This window comes from Brenneria nigrifluens DSM 30175 = ATCC 13028, from assembly GCF_005484965.1.
Lineage (GTDB): Bacteria > Pseudomonadota > Gammaproteobacteria > Enterobacterales > Enterobacteriaceae > Brenneria > Brenneria nigrifluens.
In genome coordinates, this window is record NZ_CP034036.1 from 3,321,826 (window position 1) to 3,339,611 (window position 17,786).

Consider the following 17,786-nt stretch of genomic DNA (forward strand, 5'->3'; position numbering starts at 1 on the left):
ATCACAAATATTATTGCTAACCAATCCTAAGCCCCAAGACTGAGTGACGGTATATTACGCCTCTAATCCCCTACAATAAATAGGTTTTTACGTGACCCAGATTAGATTTTCAGTTGCAAATCAACTTTCCCGCTAACCACATCGCCAGCAATAATTGACTTGGCGCAATTTAATCTCATTTCTAAAAATATATCCATAGCCAGAGTTTGATCTAAAACAAATTACCTCTTTTTTGTTAATTAAGCGTTTATATTAATTCCACTCACCCCCACATTGTTAACGCAATGTGTTTTTCTGGTTGAAATAAAAACCAATTCGGTAATATATTTTTTACTTTAACCGCGCTTATTGGTGCTTAATGGCGTATCCCCCCTTCACTTAATTCACTCTATTTATAGACGATAATTAAGCACTTTAATTGTTAGCGCATTGTTGCAATAAATTAACAATATTCATTACCGGTTATAAACCGACTGAATAGGCTGGTTTTCCCGATAAAAAAGGCCACCCGAAGGTGACCAAACATGTCGAACTTTGCCAGAGTAATAGGTTGTTATTGCCGAATCAGCGGGACAGCACCGCTTTGACCGCCTCGCCGATATCGGCCAGACTGCGCACCGTTTTCACCCCGGCGGCTGCCAAAGCCGCAAACTTATCATCGGCGGTGCCCTTGCCGCCGGCGATAATCGCCCCGGCATGTCCCATACGTTTTCCTTTGGGAGCGGTTACCCCCGCAATGTAGCTAATCACCGGTTTGGTCACGTAATCCTTAATATAGGCCGCGGCCTCTTCCTCGGCGGTTCCGCCGATTTCACCGATCATTACAATCGCCTCCGTCTGCGGATCCTGCTCGAACAGCTTCAGGATATCGATAAAACTGGCGCCGGGAATAGGATCGCCGCCGATCCCCACACAGCTGGATTGTCCCAGCCCGGCGTCGGTGGTCTGTTTTACCGCTTCGTAAGTCAGGGTGCCGGAACGGGAGACGATCCCCACTTTGCCCGGCAGATGGATATGGCCCGGCATGATGCCGATCTTGCATTCGCCCGGCGTAATGACTCCCGGACAGTTCGGGCCGATCATCCGCACGCCGCTCTGCTCCAGTTTGACCTTTACGCTCAGCATATCCAGCGTCGGGATCCCTTCGGTAATGCAGATAATCAGTTCGATGCCGGCGTCGATGGCTTCCAGAATCGAATCTTTGCAGAATGGCGCCGGAACGTAGATAACCGAGGCGGTGGCGCCGGTCGCGTCGATGGCTTCACGCACGGTGTTGAACACCGGCAGCCCCAGATGTTCGCTGCCGCCTTTGCCCGGCGTTACGCCGCCGACCACCAGCGTGCCGTAAGCAAGCGCTTGCTCCGAGTGAAACGTCCCCTGACTGCCGGTAAAACCCTGGCAGATGACTTTGGTGTTTTTATCGATCAGAATGGACATTATTTATCCTCCGTCGCGGCCACGACCTGCAGCGCCGCATCCGTCAGGCTAGTGGCGGCAATAATATTCAAGCCGCTGTCGGCCAGCTTTTTGGCGCCAAGATCGGCGTTATTCCCTTCCAGACGCACCACCACCGGGACATTGACCCCCACTTCGGCAACCGCGCCGATGATGCCGTCGGCGATCAAATCGCAACGCACGATGCCGCCAAAGATATTGACCAATACGGCTTTGACCTTGTCGTCGGACAGGATGATTTTGAACGCCTCGGTCACCCGCTCTTTGGTGGCGCCGCCCCCCACGTCAAGGAAGTTGGCCGGCGCCCCGCCGTGCAGCTTGACGATATCCATCGTCCCCATCGCCAGACCGGCGCCGTTCACCATACAGCCGATATTGCCGTCCAGCGCCACATAGTTCAGCTCCCACTGGGCGGCGTGCGCTTCGCGGGAGTCTTCCTGGCTCGGGTCGCGCATTTCGCGCAACTCGGGCTGACGGAACAGGGCGTTGCCGTCGGCCGCCAGCTTGCCGTCCAGACAGATCAAATCGCCTTGTTTGGTAATCACCAGCGGGTTGATCTCCACCAGCGCCAGGTCGCGCTCCAGAAACATCGTCGCCAGCCCCATAAAGATTTTGGTGAACTGGGCCACCTGTTTGCCGCTCAGGCCCAGCTTAAAGGCCAGTTCGCGCCCCTGATAGGGCTGCGGCCCGGTCAGCGGATCCAGCGCCGCTTTATAAATCCGTTCGGGGGTTTCTTGCGCGACTTTTTCGATCTCCACGCCGCCTTCGGTGGAGGCCATAAACACCACGCGACGGCTGCCGCGGTCGACCACGGCCCCCAGATAGAGTTCCTGGTCAATCTCCGTCGCCGCTTCCACCAGAATCTGATGAACGGGCTGCCCTTGCGCATCGGTTTGATACGTCACCAGGTTTTTACCCAGCCAGCTTTCAGCGAATGCGCGGATATCTTCCTTATTGCCGACGACTTTCACCCCGCCCGCTTTACCGCGGCCGCCGGCGTGAACCTGGCATTTGACCACCCACGGGCCCGCGCCGATTTTCGAGGCGGCTTCTTCCGCTTCGCGCGGCGTCGTACAGGCATAGCCGACCGGCGCCGGTAGCCCATACCGGGCAAATAGCTGTTTTGCCTGATATTCATGTAGATTCATGATGTTCTATCCATCTAAGTTTAAAGATAAGTCATTGACTTTCTTATATTTTTATGATTCCGCAAACAGAGCGGCCTGCATAGCACATAAATGAAGGGCGGCGGGTAGTCGGTGCCTCGCCGCCCGGGCGGATCAGATATCCAGCAGCAGACGAGTGGGATCTTCCAGCAACTCTTTCACCGTCACCAGGAAGCTTACGGATTCGCGCCCGTCGATCAGGCGATGATCGTAGGAGAGCGCCAGATACATCATCGGCAGGATAACCACCTGACCGTCTACCGCCATCGGCCGATCTTTAATCGCATGCATGCCGAGAATGGCGCTTTGCGGCGGGTTGATGATCGGGGTGGACATCAGTGAACCAAAGACGCCGCCGTTGGTGATAGTGAAATTACCGCCGGTCAGCTCTTCAACCGTCAACTTGCCGTCGCGGCCTTTTACCGCCAGCTCTTTGATCTTCTTCTCGATGTCGGCCATACCCAGCGCATCGACGTCATGCAGTACCGGGGTCACCAGACCGCGCGGCGTCGACACCGCGATGCTGACGTCGAAATAGTTATGGTAAACCACATCTTCGCCGTCAATGGAGGCGTTGACTTCCGGGAAGCGCTTCAGCGCTTCAACCACCGCTTTGAGGTAGAAAGACATAAAGCCCAAACGGATACCGTGGCGCTTCTCGAACACCTCGCCGTACTGCTTGCGCAGATCCATAATGGGCTTCATGTTGACTTCATTGAACGTGGTCAACATGGCGGTGCTGTTTTTCGCTTCCAGCAGACGTTCCGCCACCCGTTTGCGCAGGCGCGTCATCGGGACGCGTTTTTCGCTGCGCGCGCCCAGCGCCGGGGCCGGGGCTGACGGCGCGGCGGGTTTATCCTCTTTTTTGGCCTCTTGCTGGCGCGCGGCCAAATGCTTGTCAACGTCTTCCCGCGTGATGCGCCCCCCGACGCCGCTGCCTTTAATGGCGGCGGCATCCAGGTCGTGCTCGGCAATCAGACGGCGGATCGCCGGGCTGAGCGCATCGCTGCTCTGCTCTTCCAGCGCGGCCGTGTGGCGCTGCGCCGGATTGGCCTCTTTGGTCTGCGACTTTTCGCTGGTTTCCTTACCGGAGCTGTCGCCCCGGCGCAGGCGGCCCAGCACCTGACGCGCCGTCACCGTGGCGCCTTCCTCTTCCAGCACCGCATCCAGAATACCGGCTTCGGATGCCGGCACTTCCAGTATGACTTTGTCGGTTTCAATCTCGACCAGCACCTCATCACGCTGGACGCTGTCGCCCGGTTTTTTATGCCAGGTCGCCACCGTGGCGTCAGCGACGGATTCGGGCAGGTCGGGGACGAGAATATCTACGCTACTCATTATCTATCCTTTTATTTAATCAACGTTCAGCGCGTCATTAACCAGATCTTGCTGCTGTTTCTGGTGTACGGAAAAATAGCCCACCGCGGGTGAGGCGGAAGCTGGACGTCCGGCGTAACGTAAAGAAGCCCCAAACGGAATAACTTCACGGAAATGATGCTGGCTGCAATACCAGGCTCCTTGATTCAGTGGCTCTTCCTGACACCACACGAAATCGTGCACCTGGGAGAATGGCTCCAGCGCCGCCTGCACAGCCTGGTGCGGGAAGGGATAAAGCTGCTCGATACGCACCACAGCCACATCTTTTTGATCGTTTTTGCGCCGCTGCTCTACCAGATCATAATAAACCTTGCCTGAACAGAGCACGACGCGTTTGACCGCTTTGGGATCGAGATCGTCGACTTCGCCAATCGCCGGCTGGAAATGACCGTCGGCCAGATCTTCCAGCGAGGAGATCGCCAGCGGATGACGCAACAGCGATTTCGGCGACATGACGATCAGCGGACGACGCATGCCGCGCAGCGCCTGACGACGCAGCATGTGATACACCTGGGCCGGCGTGGAAGGGATGCACACCTGCATATTCTGTTCGGCGCACAGCTGCAGGTAGCGTTCGAGCCTGGCCGAGGAGTGTTCCGGCCCCTGCCCTTCATAGCCGTGCGGCAGCAGCATCACCAGCCCGCACATCCGTCCCCACTTTTGTTCGCCGGAGCTGATGAACTGGTCGATAACCACCTGCGCGCCGTTGGCGAAGTCGCCAAACTGCGCTTCCCAGATGGTCAGGGTGCGCGGTTCCGCCGTGGCATAGCCGTATTCAAAGGCCAGCACCGCCTCTTCGGAGAGCACCGAGTCCCAGACGTTGAACGTTCCCTGCGCGTTATGCACATGCTCCAGAGGCGTATAGCCGGAACCGTTTTTCTGATTATGCACCACAGCATGGCGATGGAAGAAGGTGCCGCGGCCGGTGTCTTCACCCGACAGGCGTATCGAAATCCCCTCGTCAACCAGTGTGGCGTACGACAGCATTTCCGCCGCGCCCCAGTCAAACGGCTTATTGCCGTTCGCCATCTCCGCCCGGTCGTGATACACCTTGGCGACCCGCGGCTGCATTTCTATCGCCTCCGGGATCTGGCTGATGCGCTTGGCCAGCTCCTGCAAACGCTTCATCTCGACCTTGCTGGGATAGGGTTCGTCCCACTCGTGGTTCAGATAGGGCGACCAGGTGAAGGACTGCATGTCCATCTCGCGCCACTCTTCCACCACGCAGTCGCCGCCGTCCAGGGCATCCCGATACAGGTTGATCAGCTCGGTGGCGTCTTCCAGCGTGACCACCTGCTGCTGTTCCAGACGGTCCGCATACACTTTGCGCGGCGTCGGATGTTTTTTGATTTTCTGGTACATCATCGGCTGGGTGGCGCTGGGTTCGTCCGCCTCGTTATGACCGTGCCGGCGGTAGCAGATCAGGTCGATAAACACATCGCGCTTAAAGGTGTTGCGGAAATCCAGCGCCAGACGGGTAACGAAAGCCACCGCTTCCGGATCGTCCGAATTAACGTGGAAAATGGGCGCCTGCACCATTTTGCCGATATCGGTGCAGTATTCCGTGGAGCGAATATCCAGCAGGTTCGAGGTGGTGAAACCGATACGGTTGTTGATGACGATACGCAGCGTGCCGCCGACCTCATAACCGCGCACCTTGGACATGTTCAGCGTTTCCTGCACCACGCCCTGCCCGCTTATGGCCGCATCGCCATGAATGGTCACCGGCAGCACCAGCGTATCAACCGGATTATCCAGCCGGTCGAGACGGGCGCGCACCGAACCGGTCACCACCGGGCTGACGATCTCCAGATGGGAAGGGTTGAACGCCAGCGCCAGATGCACCAGCCCGCCCTCCGTTTCCAGATCGGAGGAGAATCCCTGATGGTATTTCACATCGCCGGTGCCCAGGTGCTCTTTATGCTTGCCGGAGAATTCATCAAACAAATCCTGCGGTTTTTTCCCCACCACGTTGACCAGCACGTTCAGGCGGCCGCGGTGCGCCATGCCGAGAACCACTTCGCGCGTGCCGTTTTTGCCCGCATGACGGACCATCTCTTTCAGCATCGGCACCAGGGCGTCGCCCCCTTCCAGCGAGAAGCGCTTGGCGCCGGGGAACTTGGCGCCGAGGTAACGTTCCAGGCCTTCCGCCGCGGTCAGCTCCTTCAGGAAACACCTTTTCTCTTCGGCGCTGAACGAGGGCTGGCCCACCACCGACTCGATACGGTGCTGGATCCAGCGTTTTTCTTCCGTATTGGTGATGTGCATATACTCCGCGCCGATCGGCCCGCAGTAGGTCTGTTTCAGCGCCTGATACAGTTCGCCCAGCTGCATGGTGTCCTTGCCGATGGCGAACGACCCCACGTTAAAGGTTTCCTGCAAATCATCCTGCGTTAGATTGTGGTAATCGAGATCCAGTTCGGGCACCGGAATCTGGGGGCGCAAATTCAAGGGATCGAGATTAGCCTGCTGGTGGCCGCGAAAACGGAAGGCGTTGATAAGCTGCAACACCTTGACCTGCTTCGCATCGCTGTCAGGGTCGGTAATCGATGAGGTATGGCGTGAAGACTCTTTCGCCAGGCGGCGAAAATATTCACGGGTTTTGGAGTGGAGTTGATCCGGTTTAATCCCAGCCGTAGGCAACTGCTGGAAAATCGATCGCCAGCTGAGATCGATGGAATCCGGGTCGGTTAAAAAATCTTCATAGAGCTGCTCTATGTAGGACTGGTTCGCGCCCGCCAGATAGGAGGAATCCAGCCAGGCCTTCATTGCGCCGTTCTGCATCATGATCCCTTAAGCTAATAAGCTTCAGTTTTCGCCGTGGTTAACATGTCATCGTGTCGTATAAAATCGGTTACCGTAAAGGGTTCACTTGCCGTAAGTCAGTACCGGCGGGGAATCCATTACCCGTTAAGGAACCTTTAAAAACCGGTTCTGGCGTCTGAGCCCGTTTTTAAAGGTTTCCTGTCATCCCCCGCCGCATCCGCCGCGGGGGATGATATCCGCAACAATCCGCTAATTAAACAATCCGCTAATTAAACAACGCGCTGGTTACGCGCTACGCTGCAACAGCATGGACTTAATGTGGCCGATCGCCCGCGTCGGGTTAAGCCCTTTCGGACAAACACTGACGCAATTCATAATGCTGTGACAGCGGAATACGCTGAAAGCATCGTCCAGATTCTCCAGTCTGGGCTGGGTTTCCGTATCGCGACTGTCGATCAGAAAGCGGTACGCGGCCAGCAGGCCCGCCGGCCCGACGAACTTGTCCGGGTTCCACCAGAACGACGGACAAGAGGTTGAACAACAGGCGCACATGATGCATTCATATAAGCCATCCAGTTTCGCGCGCTGCTCCGGCGACTGCAAATGCTCGCGCGCCGGAGGATTTCTCCCATTATTCAACAGGTAAGGCTTTATTTTCTCATATTGGGCATAGAATTGCCCCATGTCCACCACCAAATCACGCACCACCGGCAATCCGGGCAGCGGGCGGACGACGATTTTATGGTTTCCGCGCCGCAGCGCCGAAATCGGCGTGATGCAGGCCAGCCCGTTTTTACCGTTCATATTAACACCGTCCGAGCCGCAAACGCCCTCGCGGCATGAACGGCGGAACGACAGCGTCGGATCCTGTTCCTTCAGCAGAATCAGCGCGTCCAGCAGCATCATGTCACGCCCCTCTTCCGCTTCCAACCGGTAGTCCTGCATCCGCGGCGCATCATCAACGTCCGGGTTATAACGATAAATAGAAAATTCTAGTTTCATCAATCAATCCCCCGCAATTAATAGGTACGCACTTTCGGCGGAAAGGCCGGGCGCAGTTTAGGCTGCATGTTCACCGCACGGCGCGTCATGCTATCGGTTTGCGGCAGATACAACGAATGACATAACCAGTTTTCATCATCACGATCGGGATAGTCGAAACGGCTGTGCGCCCCGCGGCTTTCGGTGCGGAAATTGGCGGAAACCGCCGTGGCATACGCGGTTTCCATCAGGTTATCCAGCTCCAGACATTCAACGCGCTGAGTATTGAATTCGGTGGAATTATCGTCCAGCCGGGCATTTTTCAGCCGCTCGCGGATCGTTTCCAGCTCTTCCAGGCCTTTCGCCATGGCGTCTCCTTCGCGGAATACCGAGAAGTTATGCTGCATGCAGGATTGCAGCGCCTTGCGGATTTCCACCGGATCTTCGCCCGAAGCGCTGTTGTTCCAGCGGTTAAGACGTTCGAGGGAGGCTTCAATATCCGACTCGCTGGCATCGCGGCTTGCGCCCTGCTCATCCAGAGACTCATGCAAATGCATTCCCGCCGCCCGGCCGAACACCACCAGATCGAGCAGCGAGTTACCGCCGAGGCGGTTGGCGCCATGCACCGAGACGCAAGCGATCTCCCCCACGGCGAACAGACCGGGGATCGGCACATCTTCCCCTTTTTCGTTTACCGTCAGCGCCTGGCCGCTGACTTTGGTCGGGATGCCGCCCATCATGTAGTGACAGGTGGGAATAACCGGGATCGGTTCTTTCACCGGATCGACGTGGGCAAAGGTGCGGGACAGCTCAAGAATGCCCGGCAGGCGGGATTCCAGCACCTCTTTACCCAGGTGGTCCAGCTTCAGCTTGGCATGCGGCCCCCACGGTCCTTCACAACCGCGCCCTTCGCGGATTTCAATCATAATCGAACGGGCCACCACGTCGCGGCCGGCCAGATCTTTGGCGTTCGGCGCATAGCGTTCCATAAAGCGTTCGCCATGCTTATTCAGCAGGTAGCCCCCTTCGCCGCGACAACCTTCGGTCACCAGCACCCCGGCGCCGGCGATCCCCGTTGGATGGAACTGCCACATTTCCATGTCCTGCACCGGCACGCCGGCGCGTAACGCCATGCCGACGCCGTCGCCGGTATTAATGTGCGCATTGGTGGTGGACTGATAAATTCGCCCCGCGCCGCCGGTGGCCAGTATGGTGGCGCGCGCTTTGAAATAGACCACTTCGCCGCTTTCGATACAGATGGCGGTGCATCCCACCACCGCGCCGTCCTGATTTTTCACCAGATCGAGCGCGTACCATTCGGAAAAGATGGTGGTGTGATTTTTCAGATTCTGCTGGTATAGCGTATGCAGCAGGGCGTGGCCGGTGCGGTCGGCCGCCGCCGCGGTTCGGGCCGCCTGTTCGCCGCCGAAATTCCTGGATTGCCCGCCGAACGGGCGCTGATAGATTTTGCCGTCGTCCAGACGGGAAAACGGCAGTCCCATATGTTCCAGCTCCAGCACCGCTTCCGGGCCGGTTTTGCACATATATTCGATCGCGTCCTGATCGCCGATATAGTCGGAACCTTTCACGGTGTCATACATATGCCATTCCCAGTTGTCTTCATGGGTATTGCCCAGCGCGACGGTGATGCCTCCCTGCGCGGACACGGTATGGGAACGGGTTGGAAAGACTTTGGATAACAGGGCGCAGGAGAGGCCCATCTGGGATATTTGCAGCGCGGCGCGCATACCCGCGCCGCCGGCGCCGACCACAACGGCATCAAACTCTCTGACTGGCAAATTCATTGCGCCCCCCACACCACAATGGTTCCATAAATGACGTACACCAACAGCGCCACCACAATCGCCAACTGTAAAGTCAGGCGCAGGGCCAGCGGTTTAATGTAGTCGGTCAGCACCTGCCACATCCCTATCCATGCATGCACCAGGATGGAAAATAACGTAAGCAGGGTGAATACCTTGGTGAGAGCCATAGCGAAAAAATCCCGCCACACAGGGTAGGTGATGTCGTCGACGGCGATAACAAAGCCAAGCAGATAAATCACATACAGCACAATGACGAAGGCGGAAGCGCGAATCAGTAACCAGTCCTGTACGCCATTGCGTCCTAATGCAGAAGCATTGCTTACCATACGAGGACTCCAGCCAGAAGTGAAAGCGCGACGGTGATGACAAAAGAGATCTTCGCCGAACGTGTGCCGGCAACAAGGTCCTCTTCTATATAGCCCAAATCCATCATTAGATGACGCAGACCGCCGACAATATGGTAAGCCAGCGCGGTAAGGATGCCCCAAACGACAAATTTGACGATAAAGTTATCCAGCAATTCCGCCGCCCGCAGGAAGCCCTCCGCGGAAGAAAGGGAGAGTCCCAACAGCCACAGCAGGATACCGACAGCAACAAAGGTGATAACGCCGGAGACGCGGTGAAGAATGGATGCTATCGCAGTAACGGGAAACTGGATCGTCTGCAGATCCAAATTAACAGGTCTTTGTTTTTTCACGAATATGCCCACACAGCTTTTATTATTGTATCTTCCTCCGGACCTGAATGAGGTCAGACAGCATAAATGTCGCAAACCTGGAAGCGGATTGACGCTACGCGCTCAAACATCGACATTCCGGTGTCTAACTGCGCATCATTCATACTGGGTGGCTCCTACGACAGGGGATTCCGGAGACCTGCCCGAAGTATAGGTACTTCACATTCCTATTACAAATCCCATACAAATTGTTTGGTGACATTTCCCCTGAATAGTGATTCTCATCACGAATTTCACAATTTATACAAATACAACCATCTAGTTTGACAAAATTTCAACATTTAAATTACAACTAGCGCGCTAAACTCCCTATGATGTAGTAACGCCCAGCGGTTATTCTTTCCCACAGGCAGAACTTATGTAAAAGTGGGGATAAGAGAAGCCACGTAAAAGTTAGCACTACTGGCTATGATTAGTTCAGAGAATGGTTAATTATCTGGAGAACGATGTTTTCATCCTGAATGTGGCTGGCTGCTCGCCATAGCCCGACTCTGTCCCCTACGGACGACGCTGTCGCGACAGAACAGAGTTTCGCTGGTTGGTTATTGATCCGGTGTACAGGCATGACGGTATTTCTTCGGTGGAAAATTTTAAAATTAAAGCGCTAAGGAGACTGTAAATGGCTGATAAAAAAGCAACGCTTACTCTAGATGGTAAAGACCCGATTGAACTGAACGTTCTCTCCGGCACGCTGGGATATGATGAAATAGATATCCGCACCCTCGGTTCCAAAGGGTTATTTACCTTCGATCCCGGCTTTACTTCAACGGCATCCTGCGAATCCAAAATCACCTATATCGACGGTGAGGAAGGCATTTTATTGCACCGCGGCTACCCGATTGCCCAGTTGGCGGAAAAATCCAACTATCTTGAAGTGTGTTATATCCTGCTGTTCGGTGAAGCGCCGACACCGGAGCAATACGAGACCTTTAAAACCACCGTCACCCGCCATACCATGATCCATGAACAGATCACCCGTCTGTTCCACGGCTTCCGCCGTGACTCGCACCCCATGGCGGTGCTGTGCGGCGTAACCGGCGCGCTGGCGGCCTTCTACCACGACTCGCTGGATATCAGCATCGAACGCCATCGTGAAATCGCCGCTTACCGTCTGCTGTCCAAAATGCCGACCGTCGCTGCGATGTGTTACAAGTATTCATTGGGCCAACCCTTTGTTTATCCGAGAAACAACCTCTCTTACGCCGGCAACTTCCTGCATATGATGTTCTCCACGCCCTGCGAGGAATATGTGGTAAACCCGGTGCTGGAACGGGCGATGGATCGCATTCTGATCCTGCACGCCGACCATGAGCAGAATGCCTCGACGTCAACCGTGCGCACCGCCGGCTCTTCCGGCGCCAATCCGTTCGCCTGTATCGCCGCGGGGATCGCGTCGCTATGGGGCCCCGCGCACGGCGGCGCCAACGAAGCCTGTTTACGCATGCTGGAAGAGATCAGCTCCGTTGAACATATTCCGGCCTTTGTCAAACGCGCCAAGGACAAGAACGATTCGTTCCGCCTGATGGGATTCGGCCACCGGGTGTATAAAAACTATGACCCGCGCGCCACCGTGATGCGTGAAACCTGCCACGAAGTGCTGAGGGAACTGGGCCGCAAAGATGATTTGCTGGAAGTGGCCATGGAGCTGGAAAACATCGCCCTGAACGACCCGTACTTTATTGAGAAGAAACTGTATCCGAACGTCGATTTCTATTCGGGCATTATCCTGAAAGCGATGGGCATTCCGTCCTCCATGTTCACGGTCATCTTCGCCATGGCGCGCACGGTCGGCTGGATTGCCCACTGGAATGAAATGCACGAAGACGGCATCAAGATCGCCCGCCCGCGTCAGCTGTACACCGGCTACAATAAACGCGACTTTAAATCCAACCTGCCGAAAGATTGAGCGGTTTAGTCTGGTAGCGCGAAGGCCGGAGATCCCGGCCTTTTTAATTTTGACAGTGCGGACACCAGAAGAACGGACGTGAAGAGAGAACGGTTCTCTCGATACGATGGCCGCACCGCTCGCACGCCTCGCCCTCGCGATGGAACACCTTGAACGCGAAAATCGCGCCGTGATGGCGGTTTTCATTCCCCCCTCCACGCGTGCTGTAGGACAAACGGGGAATAGCGATCAACGCCTGGCTCAGGCGTTGCAACCGTTCGGCATCCAACTGCTCGGCGCTATGCTGCGGCGCCAGGCCGGCGTGCCAGAGAATCTCGGCTCTGAGGTAATTCCCCAGCCCGGCCAGAAACGTCTGATCAAGCAGCAAGCCGCTGAAGCGCCGGCGCCGGAAGCGCGCAGAGAGTAACCGCTCGCGCACCGCTTCCTCCGTCAGCGTCTGGTCGAGCACATCGGGGCCGATACGTTGCAGAAAAGGGTGCGACGCCACCGTTTCCGCGCTCAGCATGGCAATATCGGAGGCGCTATACAGCAGAATGGCGGCATCCGCCGTTTCCAGCCGCACGCGCAGATCGCGCCCGGTTTGCGGCGGCGATTCCCCGGCCTTGACCACCCGCCAGACGCCATAAAGCTGGTTATGACTATAGAGAACCAATCCATTGCTGAAATAGGTTAACAGGGCTTTGCCATGCGTCGCGATCCGCTCAATGCGCCGGCCGATCAGCTCCGTTGCATACGGCTTCAACCGCGGGAAAGCGAACCAAACGCGCTCCAACGTGTTACCCAGCACCGCGGCGGCCAGTTGGTCTGCCGCCCGGCGGATTTCTGGTCCTTCCGGCATCGCTGCTCCATAACAAAATAATCCGGCGATTTAACGCTGATGAAACCCTTTTACGCCGCCACGTTTATCTGATGCTGCGAGAAGCAGTTACGCAGCTTGCGGGCCAGCATCAACGCATGTTGACCATCGCCGTGCACGCAAACGGTATCCGCCCGTACGCTGACCCAGGAACCATCGCTGGCGCGCACGCGCTGACGCTGGATCATTTCCAGCGTTTGCGCCAGCGCCAGATCGTCGCTGCCGATCAGCGCGCCGGACTGTTTGCGCGGCACCAGAGAACCGTCCGGCAGATAACACCTGTCGGCAAATACTTCCTGCCGGGTCGCCAGCCCCACACGCTGCCCGGCCCGAATCAACTCGCTGCCGGCCAGCCCCACCAGGCGCAAGGCCGGATTAACCGCTTTCACCGCGCGGGCGACGGCGTCCGCCAGCGCCGGCTCCCGGGCGGCCTGATTATAGAGCATGCCGTGCGGCTTGACGTGAACCAGCTCTCCCCCTTCCGCGGCCGCTATCGCCGCCAAGGCGCCGATCTGATAAACCACCTGGGCAAAAACCGTCTCCGCGGGCAGGTGCATCTCTTTGCGGCCGAAATTTTCACGGTCGGGAAAGCTCGGGTGCGCGCCGAGCGCCACGCCATAGTTAATCCCCCAGCGCACCGACTGCCGCATGGTCTGGGCGTCTCCCGCATGAAATCCACAGGCAATATTGGCCGAACTGATCAACTTCAACAACGCTTCATCATTCTCGCCGCCTTCCCCCAGGTCGGCGTTCAAATCAATAATCATGCAGCCTCCACGCCAGTTGTTGCAGATAGCGCCGCTGTTGCTCCGCCGCCTGCTGGGCCTCCGCCAAGGTACAACGGATAAAATGCACCGGTTCGCCCAGGCGGATTTGCGCCATCTGATAGAGATCGGCCTCGATCACGCAGGCAATACGCGGATAGCCGCCGGTGGTCTGCGCATCGGCCAACAGCACAATCGGCCGGCCGTTATGCGGCACCTGCACCACTCCCGGCAGCAAACCGTGCGACGGCATTTCACGCTGCGTGGTCCGTTGCAATTCCGGCCCCTGCAGCCGATACCCCATCCGATTGCTTTGCGGACTCAGGTGCCAGGGGGTGCGCCAGAAAGCCTCCCGCGCATTTTCGCTGAACTCCTGATATTCCGGCCCCGGCAAAGCCCGAACGCGGTTGCCGAACAGCAGCTGTTTAACTCCGGTCTCCCTGGTTGGCAATCGGGCGGCGGCGCCCAGCGGCAGCTCATCGCCATCCGCCAGCAAGCGCCCGGCAAATCCGCCAAAACCCGCTTTCAAATCGGTGCTGCGCGATCCCAGCGCCTCAGGCACGTCAACGCCGCCGGAGAACGCCAGATAGCTGCGCATACCGTAACGCGGCAAATGCATTTTTAACGTTTGTCCGGCTTTTACCGCAAAACGCCAGCCGGTCCACAACGGTTTATCGTCCAGATCGGCATGGCAGTCGGCCCCGGTCAGCGCCACCCAGCAGGGCGAAGTAAAGGTAGCGACAAATTTGCCCAGCGTAATCTCCAGCGCGCCGGCATTTTCCGCGTTGCCCACCAGCAGATTGGCCAGCTTCAGCGCGGGAATATCCAGCGCGCCGGACTGGCTTATGCCCAGACGGCGAAAGCCGAAACGCCCGGTATCCTGCACCGAGGTATGCAAGCCGGCGCGGATAATTTTCAGCATACGCCCTCCCGCCGGGGCACAAACCGCACATTGTCTCCTGGACGCAGCAAGGTCGGCGGCATCTTCAGCGGATTGAACAAGGCCAGCGAGGTGCGGCCGATCAGTTGCCAGCCGCCCGGCGTGGATAACGGGTAGATCCCGGTTTGCGCGCCGCCGATGCCGACCGAACCGGCGGCCACCCGCAGGCGAGGTTCGGCCCGGCGCGGAACATGCAATTTTTCATCCAGCCCGCCCAGATAGGCAAACCCGGGCTGAAAGCCAAGAAAATAGACGATATAGCCGGCGGACGCATGGGCTTCCACCACCTGTTTTTCCGTCAGGCCGCAATGATGGGCGACCAGTTCCAAATCCGGCCCCGACTCGCCGCCATAAACCACCGGGATATCAACGTCCCGGGGATCGAATGCCAGCGACTCGCTCTCTTCCCACCAGCGCTGCAAACGTTCAATGGCGTCCAGCGCCGCCTGTTGCGGGTCTTCCAGCAACACCGTCAGGTTATTCATGCCGGGAATCGCTTCCCGCACCGCTTCGTGGTGATTCAAACGCTGCGCCAGCCCCCAGATGCGCTGCTGGCTTTGCAGCGTCATTGGCGGCTCCAGCTCCAGAACCACGGTACTCTCGCCCAGCAGATAACATCGTGCCCGTTGCAATATTTTCTCCTGCGTCACGTTATGCGCTTTTCCTGTTTATTATGGGGAAAGCAAGAACGATACCGAAATGCCTATTTATGCTTCTTTTTATCGTTTTTTGATGCATGCCGTTAATAAGCAATAAAAAAATAAGCAATAAAAAAGCGCCGACCGTCAGGCCGGGTTGGAAATATCGATAAAGGTTACGTCAAACCCATGCCGTCGGGCCAGCCACTCCCCCAGCGCGCGGATACCGCCCCGCTCCGTGGCGTGATGCCCGGCGGCATAAAAATGCAGCCCCGTTTCACGGGCAATATGGATCGTCTGTTCCGACACTTCGCCGGTAATAAACGCATCGACGCCAAATCCGGCCGCCTGCTCGATAAAACCCTGCCCTCCGCCCGTACACCATGCCAGCCGCTGTATCCGTTGCGGTGCATTATCCCCACAATGCAGCACCGAACGCCCCAAACGGTTTTCCAGGCGACGGCACAGCGCATCGCCGCTCAGCGCCTGGGTCAATTCGCCGTACGGCAGCAGCGGCCCAATGGCGCCCAGCACCTTGATCTCCAGTAAATCAGCCAGTTGGGCGTTGTTGCCCAACCGCGGGTGCGCGTCCAGCGGCAAATGGTAGCCATAGAGGTTAATGTCGTTGACCAGCAGGGTTTTCAGCCGATTACGCTTCATGCCGCTGACAATCGGCGATTCGTTTTTCCAGAAATAGCCGTGATGGACCAGCACGGCATCGGCCTGATGCTCAACGGCGGCGTCCAGCAACGCCTGCGAGGCCGTCACCCCGGTGATGATGCGCCGCACGTCCGCGCGCCCTTCCACCTGCAGGCCATTCGGGGCGTAGTCCTGAAACTCCTCGACGTTAAGCTCCCGGTTAATCAGTTGTTCCAACTCGCTATTGCGCATACGTTCCCTTCTCTGCCTTCTCGTTATCGGTCATTGCCGTCCGCTTCGCCGCTTCAAAGGCCGCCAGCGTCTGCCGTCGCGCCTGTTGATGATCGACAATCGGCAGCGGGTAGTGCAACTCGCGCCGCTGGCGGTCGGCCCATCGATGCGGCTGGTGAATATCTTTATCCGCCACCTCCGCCAATTCCGGCAACCAGCGGCGGATAAAAGTTCCCTGCGGATCAAAACGCTCGCCCTGGGTGGTCGGATTGAAAATACGAAAATAGGGCGCCGCATCCGTTCCGGTGGAGGCCGCCCACTGCCAGCCGCCGTTATTCGCCGCCAGGCTGCCATCCAGCAGCTGCGACATAAAATAGCGCTCCCCCTGGCGCCAGTCGATAAGTAAATCCTTTACTAAAAAACTGGCGCAAATCATCCGCAGGCGGTTGTGCATCCAGCCGGTCTGGTTCAACTGCCGCATCGCCGCATCCACTATCGGATAGCCGGTTTTGCCCTGCTGCCACGCCGCCAGGAAATCCGGCGACTGCCGCCATTGCACCCGCCTCGTCCAGTCGGTAAACGGCTTATGCCGGCACAAATCCGGCCAGAACACCAGCAGATGATGATAAAACTCGCGCCAGACCAGCTCATTGAACCAACTGAATGCCCCGCTTTCGCGCCGTTCCAGCATAGCGGGGCATTCGGCGCGCAGCCGGTTGAAGCACTGGCGCGGCGACAGCACGCCCAACGCCAGGTAGGGCGAGAGTTTGCTGGTGCCTGCCAGCGCGGGTAAATCCCGCTGGCGTGGATAATCCTGCACCTGTTCGCGGCAGAACCGCCGCAGTTGATGCAGAGCCGCCGTCTCCCCGACGGGAAAGTCGCCATCGATGTCCTGCTGCGGATAACTGAACGGCGTTAGCGCCGTAGTGACGGCAACCGCCCCGCCGCGCCGCTGTTCCGGCGCCGGCACGCTGCCGGTATCCGCTTCCAGCAGACGTTGAATAAAGGCCTGACGAAATGGCGTAAAGACCTTGTACATCTCGCCCTTGGCGGTCAGCACGCTACCCGGCGGCAACAGCAGGCCGCCATCAAATCCCCGGCACTCGACGCGCCCGGCCAGCAGCGCCTCCGCCTGGCCGTCGCGCCGGCGTTCGTTGATTTCATACTGCCGGTTATAGAACAGATGGGTAACGGCGTGCTGCTGACAAAAATCCGGCAGCCAGTGCGCCGCGGCGGCAAAATCGGCGCATTCATGGTAATAAAGCGCAATCCCTTTTTCGGCTAACGCCTGCTGCAGCGCGTGTAGATGCGCCAGCAGAAAAGCCGCCTGCCGCGGCGCCATATCGTGCTGCCGCCACTGCTGCGGCGTGGCGATAAACAGGGCCAAAACCCGCGCCTGCGCATCCTGGCAGGCGGCATGCAGCGCCGGATTATCCGTTATGCGTAAATCATTACGCAGCCAAACCAAATGCGTGGTCATAAATCAATCCTCTGGCTGCCGGTTA

At 57.5% G+C, this 17,786-nt stretch carries 15 protein-coding genes; 1 reads left to right on the top strand and 14 read right to left on the bottom strand.

The genetic code is table 11. The annotated features are described in order from the left end of the window. Nucleotides 1–564: 564 nt before the first annotated feature. The 8 genes from sucD to sdhC form a co-directional block, all read right to left on the bottom strand. Nucleotides 565–1,437, bottom strand: coding sequence for a succinate--CoA ligase subunit alpha (sucD, locus tag EH206_RS15500; RefSeq protein WP_009113771.1), 873 nt, complete (start codon nt 1,435–1,437; stop codon nt 565–567). Next, nucleotides 1,437–2,603, bottom strand: coding sequence for an ADP-forming succinate--CoA ligase subunit beta (sucC, locus tag EH206_RS15505; RefSeq protein ID WP_009113772.1), 1,167 nt, complete (start codon nt 2,601–2,603; stop codon nt 1,437–1,439). Before sucC ends, sucD begins: the two co-directional genes overlap by 1 nt. A 132-nt stretch (nt 2,604–2,735) precedes the next feature. Then, nucleotides 2,736–3,959 carry a 2-oxoglutarate dehydrogenase complex dihydrolipoyllysine-residue succinyltransferase gene (odhB, locus tag EH206_RS15510; protein WP_009113773.1) on the bottom strand — a complete coding sequence of 408 codons (1,224 nt, stop codon included), beginning with the start codon at nt 3,957–3,959 and terminating at the stop codon, nt 2,736–2,738. A gap of 15 nt (nt 3,960–3,974) precedes the next feature. Next, nucleotides 3,975–6,782: a 2-oxoglutarate dehydrogenase E1 component gene (gene sucA / locus EH206_RS15515; protein ID WP_009113774.1), complete on the bottom strand. Its 2,808-nt coding sequence runs from the start codon at nt 6,780–6,782 to the stop codon at nt 3,975–3,977. 267 nt (nt 6,783–7,049) lie between these two features. Continuing rightward, complete coding sequence (locus EH206_RS15520; RefSeq protein ID WP_009113775.1) at nt 7,050–7,766, bottom strand: succinate dehydrogenase iron-sulfur subunit; 717 nt, start codon at nt 7,764–7,766, stop codon at nt 7,050–7,052. A gap of 17 nt (nt 7,767–7,783) precedes the next feature. Then, nucleotides 7,784–9,550, bottom strand: a complete 1,767-nt coding sequence (gene sdhA / locus EH206_RS15525; RefSeq protein WP_009113776.1) for a succinate dehydrogenase flavoprotein subunit — start codon at nt 9,548–9,550, stop codon at nt 7,784–7,786. Next, nucleotides 9,547–9,897: a succinate dehydrogenase membrane anchor subunit gene (gene sdhD, locus EH206_RS15530; RefSeq protein ID WP_009113777.1), complete on the bottom strand. Its 351-nt coding sequence runs from the start codon at nt 9,895–9,897 to the stop codon at nt 9,547–9,549. The genes sdhA and sdhD overlap by 4 nt, the downstream gene beginning before the upstream one ends. Continuing rightward, nucleotides 9,891–10,280 carry a succinate dehydrogenase cytochrome b556 subunit gene (gene sdhC / locus EH206_RS15535; RefSeq protein ID WP_040343325.1) on the bottom strand — a complete coding sequence of 130 codons (390 nt, stop codon included), beginning with the start codon at nt 10,278–10,280 and terminating at the stop codon, nt 9,891–9,893. The genes sdhD and sdhC overlap by 7 nt, the downstream gene beginning before the upstream one ends. Nucleotides 10,281–10,926: 646 nt before the next feature. On the opposite strand from sdhC, the gene EH206_RS15540 reads away from it, so the two are divergent. Continuing rightward, a complete protein-coding gene (locus tag EH206_RS15540; protein WP_009113779.1) occupies nt 10,927–12,213 on the top strand; it encodes a citrate synthase in 1,287 nt (428 codons plus the stop codon). Between the two features lie 43 nt (nt 12,214–12,256). Here EH206_RS15540 and nei read toward each other — a convergent pair whose 3' ends face one another. The 6 genes from nei to phrB all read right to left on the bottom strand — a co-directional run bounded on the left by nei (nt 12,257) and on the right by phrB (nt 17,761). Beyond that, nucleotides 12,257–13,051, bottom strand: a complete 795-nt coding sequence (gene nei, locus EH206_RS15545) for an endonuclease VIII (protein ID WP_009113780.1) — start codon at nt 13,049–13,051, stop codon at nt 12,257–12,259. A gap of 50 nt (nt 13,052–13,101) precedes the next feature. Next, complete coding sequence (gene pxpA, locus EH206_RS15550) at nt 13,102–13,836, bottom strand: 5-oxoprolinase subunit PxpA (protein WP_009113781.1); 735 nt, start codon at nt 13,834–13,836, stop codon at nt 13,102–13,104. Further along, complete coding sequence (gene pxpC, locus EH206_RS15555; protein WP_009113782.1) at nt 13,826–14,755, bottom strand: 5-oxoprolinase subunit PxpC; 930 nt, start codon at nt 14,753–14,755, stop codon at nt 13,826–13,828. The genes pxpA and pxpC overlap by 11 nt, the downstream gene beginning before the upstream one ends. After that, nucleotides 14,749–15,405 carry a 5-oxoprolinase subunit PxpB gene (gene pxpB / locus EH206_RS15560; RefSeq protein WP_040344005.1) on the bottom strand — a complete coding sequence of 219 codons (657 nt, stop codon included), beginning with the start codon at nt 15,403–15,405 and terminating at the stop codon, nt 14,749–14,751. The genes pxpC and pxpB overlap by 7 nt, the downstream gene beginning before the upstream one ends. Before the next feature lie 153 nt (nt 15,406–15,558). After that, entirely contained in the window at nt 15,559–16,302 is a 744-nt protein-coding gene (locus EH206_RS15565) for a type 2 GTP cyclohydrolase I (RefSeq protein ID WP_009113784.1), read from the bottom strand. Further along, nucleotides 16,292–17,761 carry a deoxyribodipyrimidine photo-lyase gene (gene phrB / locus EH206_RS15570; RefSeq protein WP_009113785.1) on the bottom strand — a complete coding sequence of 490 codons (1,470 nt, stop codon included), beginning with the start codon at nt 17,759–17,761 and terminating at the stop codon, nt 16,292–16,294. Before phrB ends, EH206_RS15565 begins: the two co-directional genes overlap by 11 nt. Nucleotides 17,762–17,786 lie beyond the last annotated feature (25 nt).

Coding starts and splice junctions, on each gene's coding strand:
- phrB (WP_009113785.1), bottom strand. CDS start 17,761: ATGACCACGCATTTGGTTTGGCTGCGTAATGATTTACGCATAACGGAT.
- sucA (WP_009113774.1), bottom strand. CDS start 6,782: ATGCAGAACGGCGCAATGAAGGCCTGGCTGGATTCCTCCTATCTGGCG.
- pxpA (WP_009113781.1), bottom strand. CDS start 13,836: ATGATTATTGATTTGAACGCCGACCTGGGGGAAGGCGGCGAGAATGAT.
- EH206_RS15540 (WP_009113779.1), top strand. CDS start 10,927: ATGGCTGATAAAAAAGCAACGCTTACTCTAGATGGTAAAGACCCGATT.
- sucD (WP_009113771.1), bottom strand. CDS start 1,437: ATGTCCATTCTGATCGATAAAAACACCAAAGTCATCTGCCAGGGTTTT.
- sdhD (WP_009113777.1), bottom strand. CDS start 9,897: ATGGTAAGCAATGCTTCTGCATTAGGACGCAATGGCGTACAGGACTGG.
- EH206_RS15520 (WP_009113775.1), bottom strand. CDS start 7,766: ATGAAACTAGAATTTTCTATTTATCGTTATAACCCGGACGTTGATGAT.
- sdhA (WP_009113776.1), bottom strand. CDS start 9,550: ATGAATTTGCCAGTCAGAGAGTTTGATGCCGTTGTGGTCGGCGCCGGC.
- sucC (WP_009113772.1), bottom strand. CDS start 2,603: ATGAATCTACATGAATATCAGGCAAAACAGCTATTTGCCCGGTATGGG.
- EH206_RS15565 (WP_009113784.1), bottom strand. CDS start 16,302: ATGCGCAATAGCGAGTTGGAACAACTGATTAACCGGGAGCTTAACGTC.
- nei (WP_009113780.1), bottom strand. CDS start 13,051: ATGCCGGAAGGACCAGAAATCCGCCGGGCGGCAGACCAACTGGCCGCC.
- odhB (WP_009113773.1), bottom strand. CDS start 3,959: ATGAGTAGCGTAGATATTCTCGTCCCCGACCTGCCCGAATCCGTCGCT.
- pxpC (WP_009113782.1), bottom strand. CDS start 14,755: ATGCTGAAAATTATCCGCGCCGGCTTGCATACCTCGGTGCAGGATACC.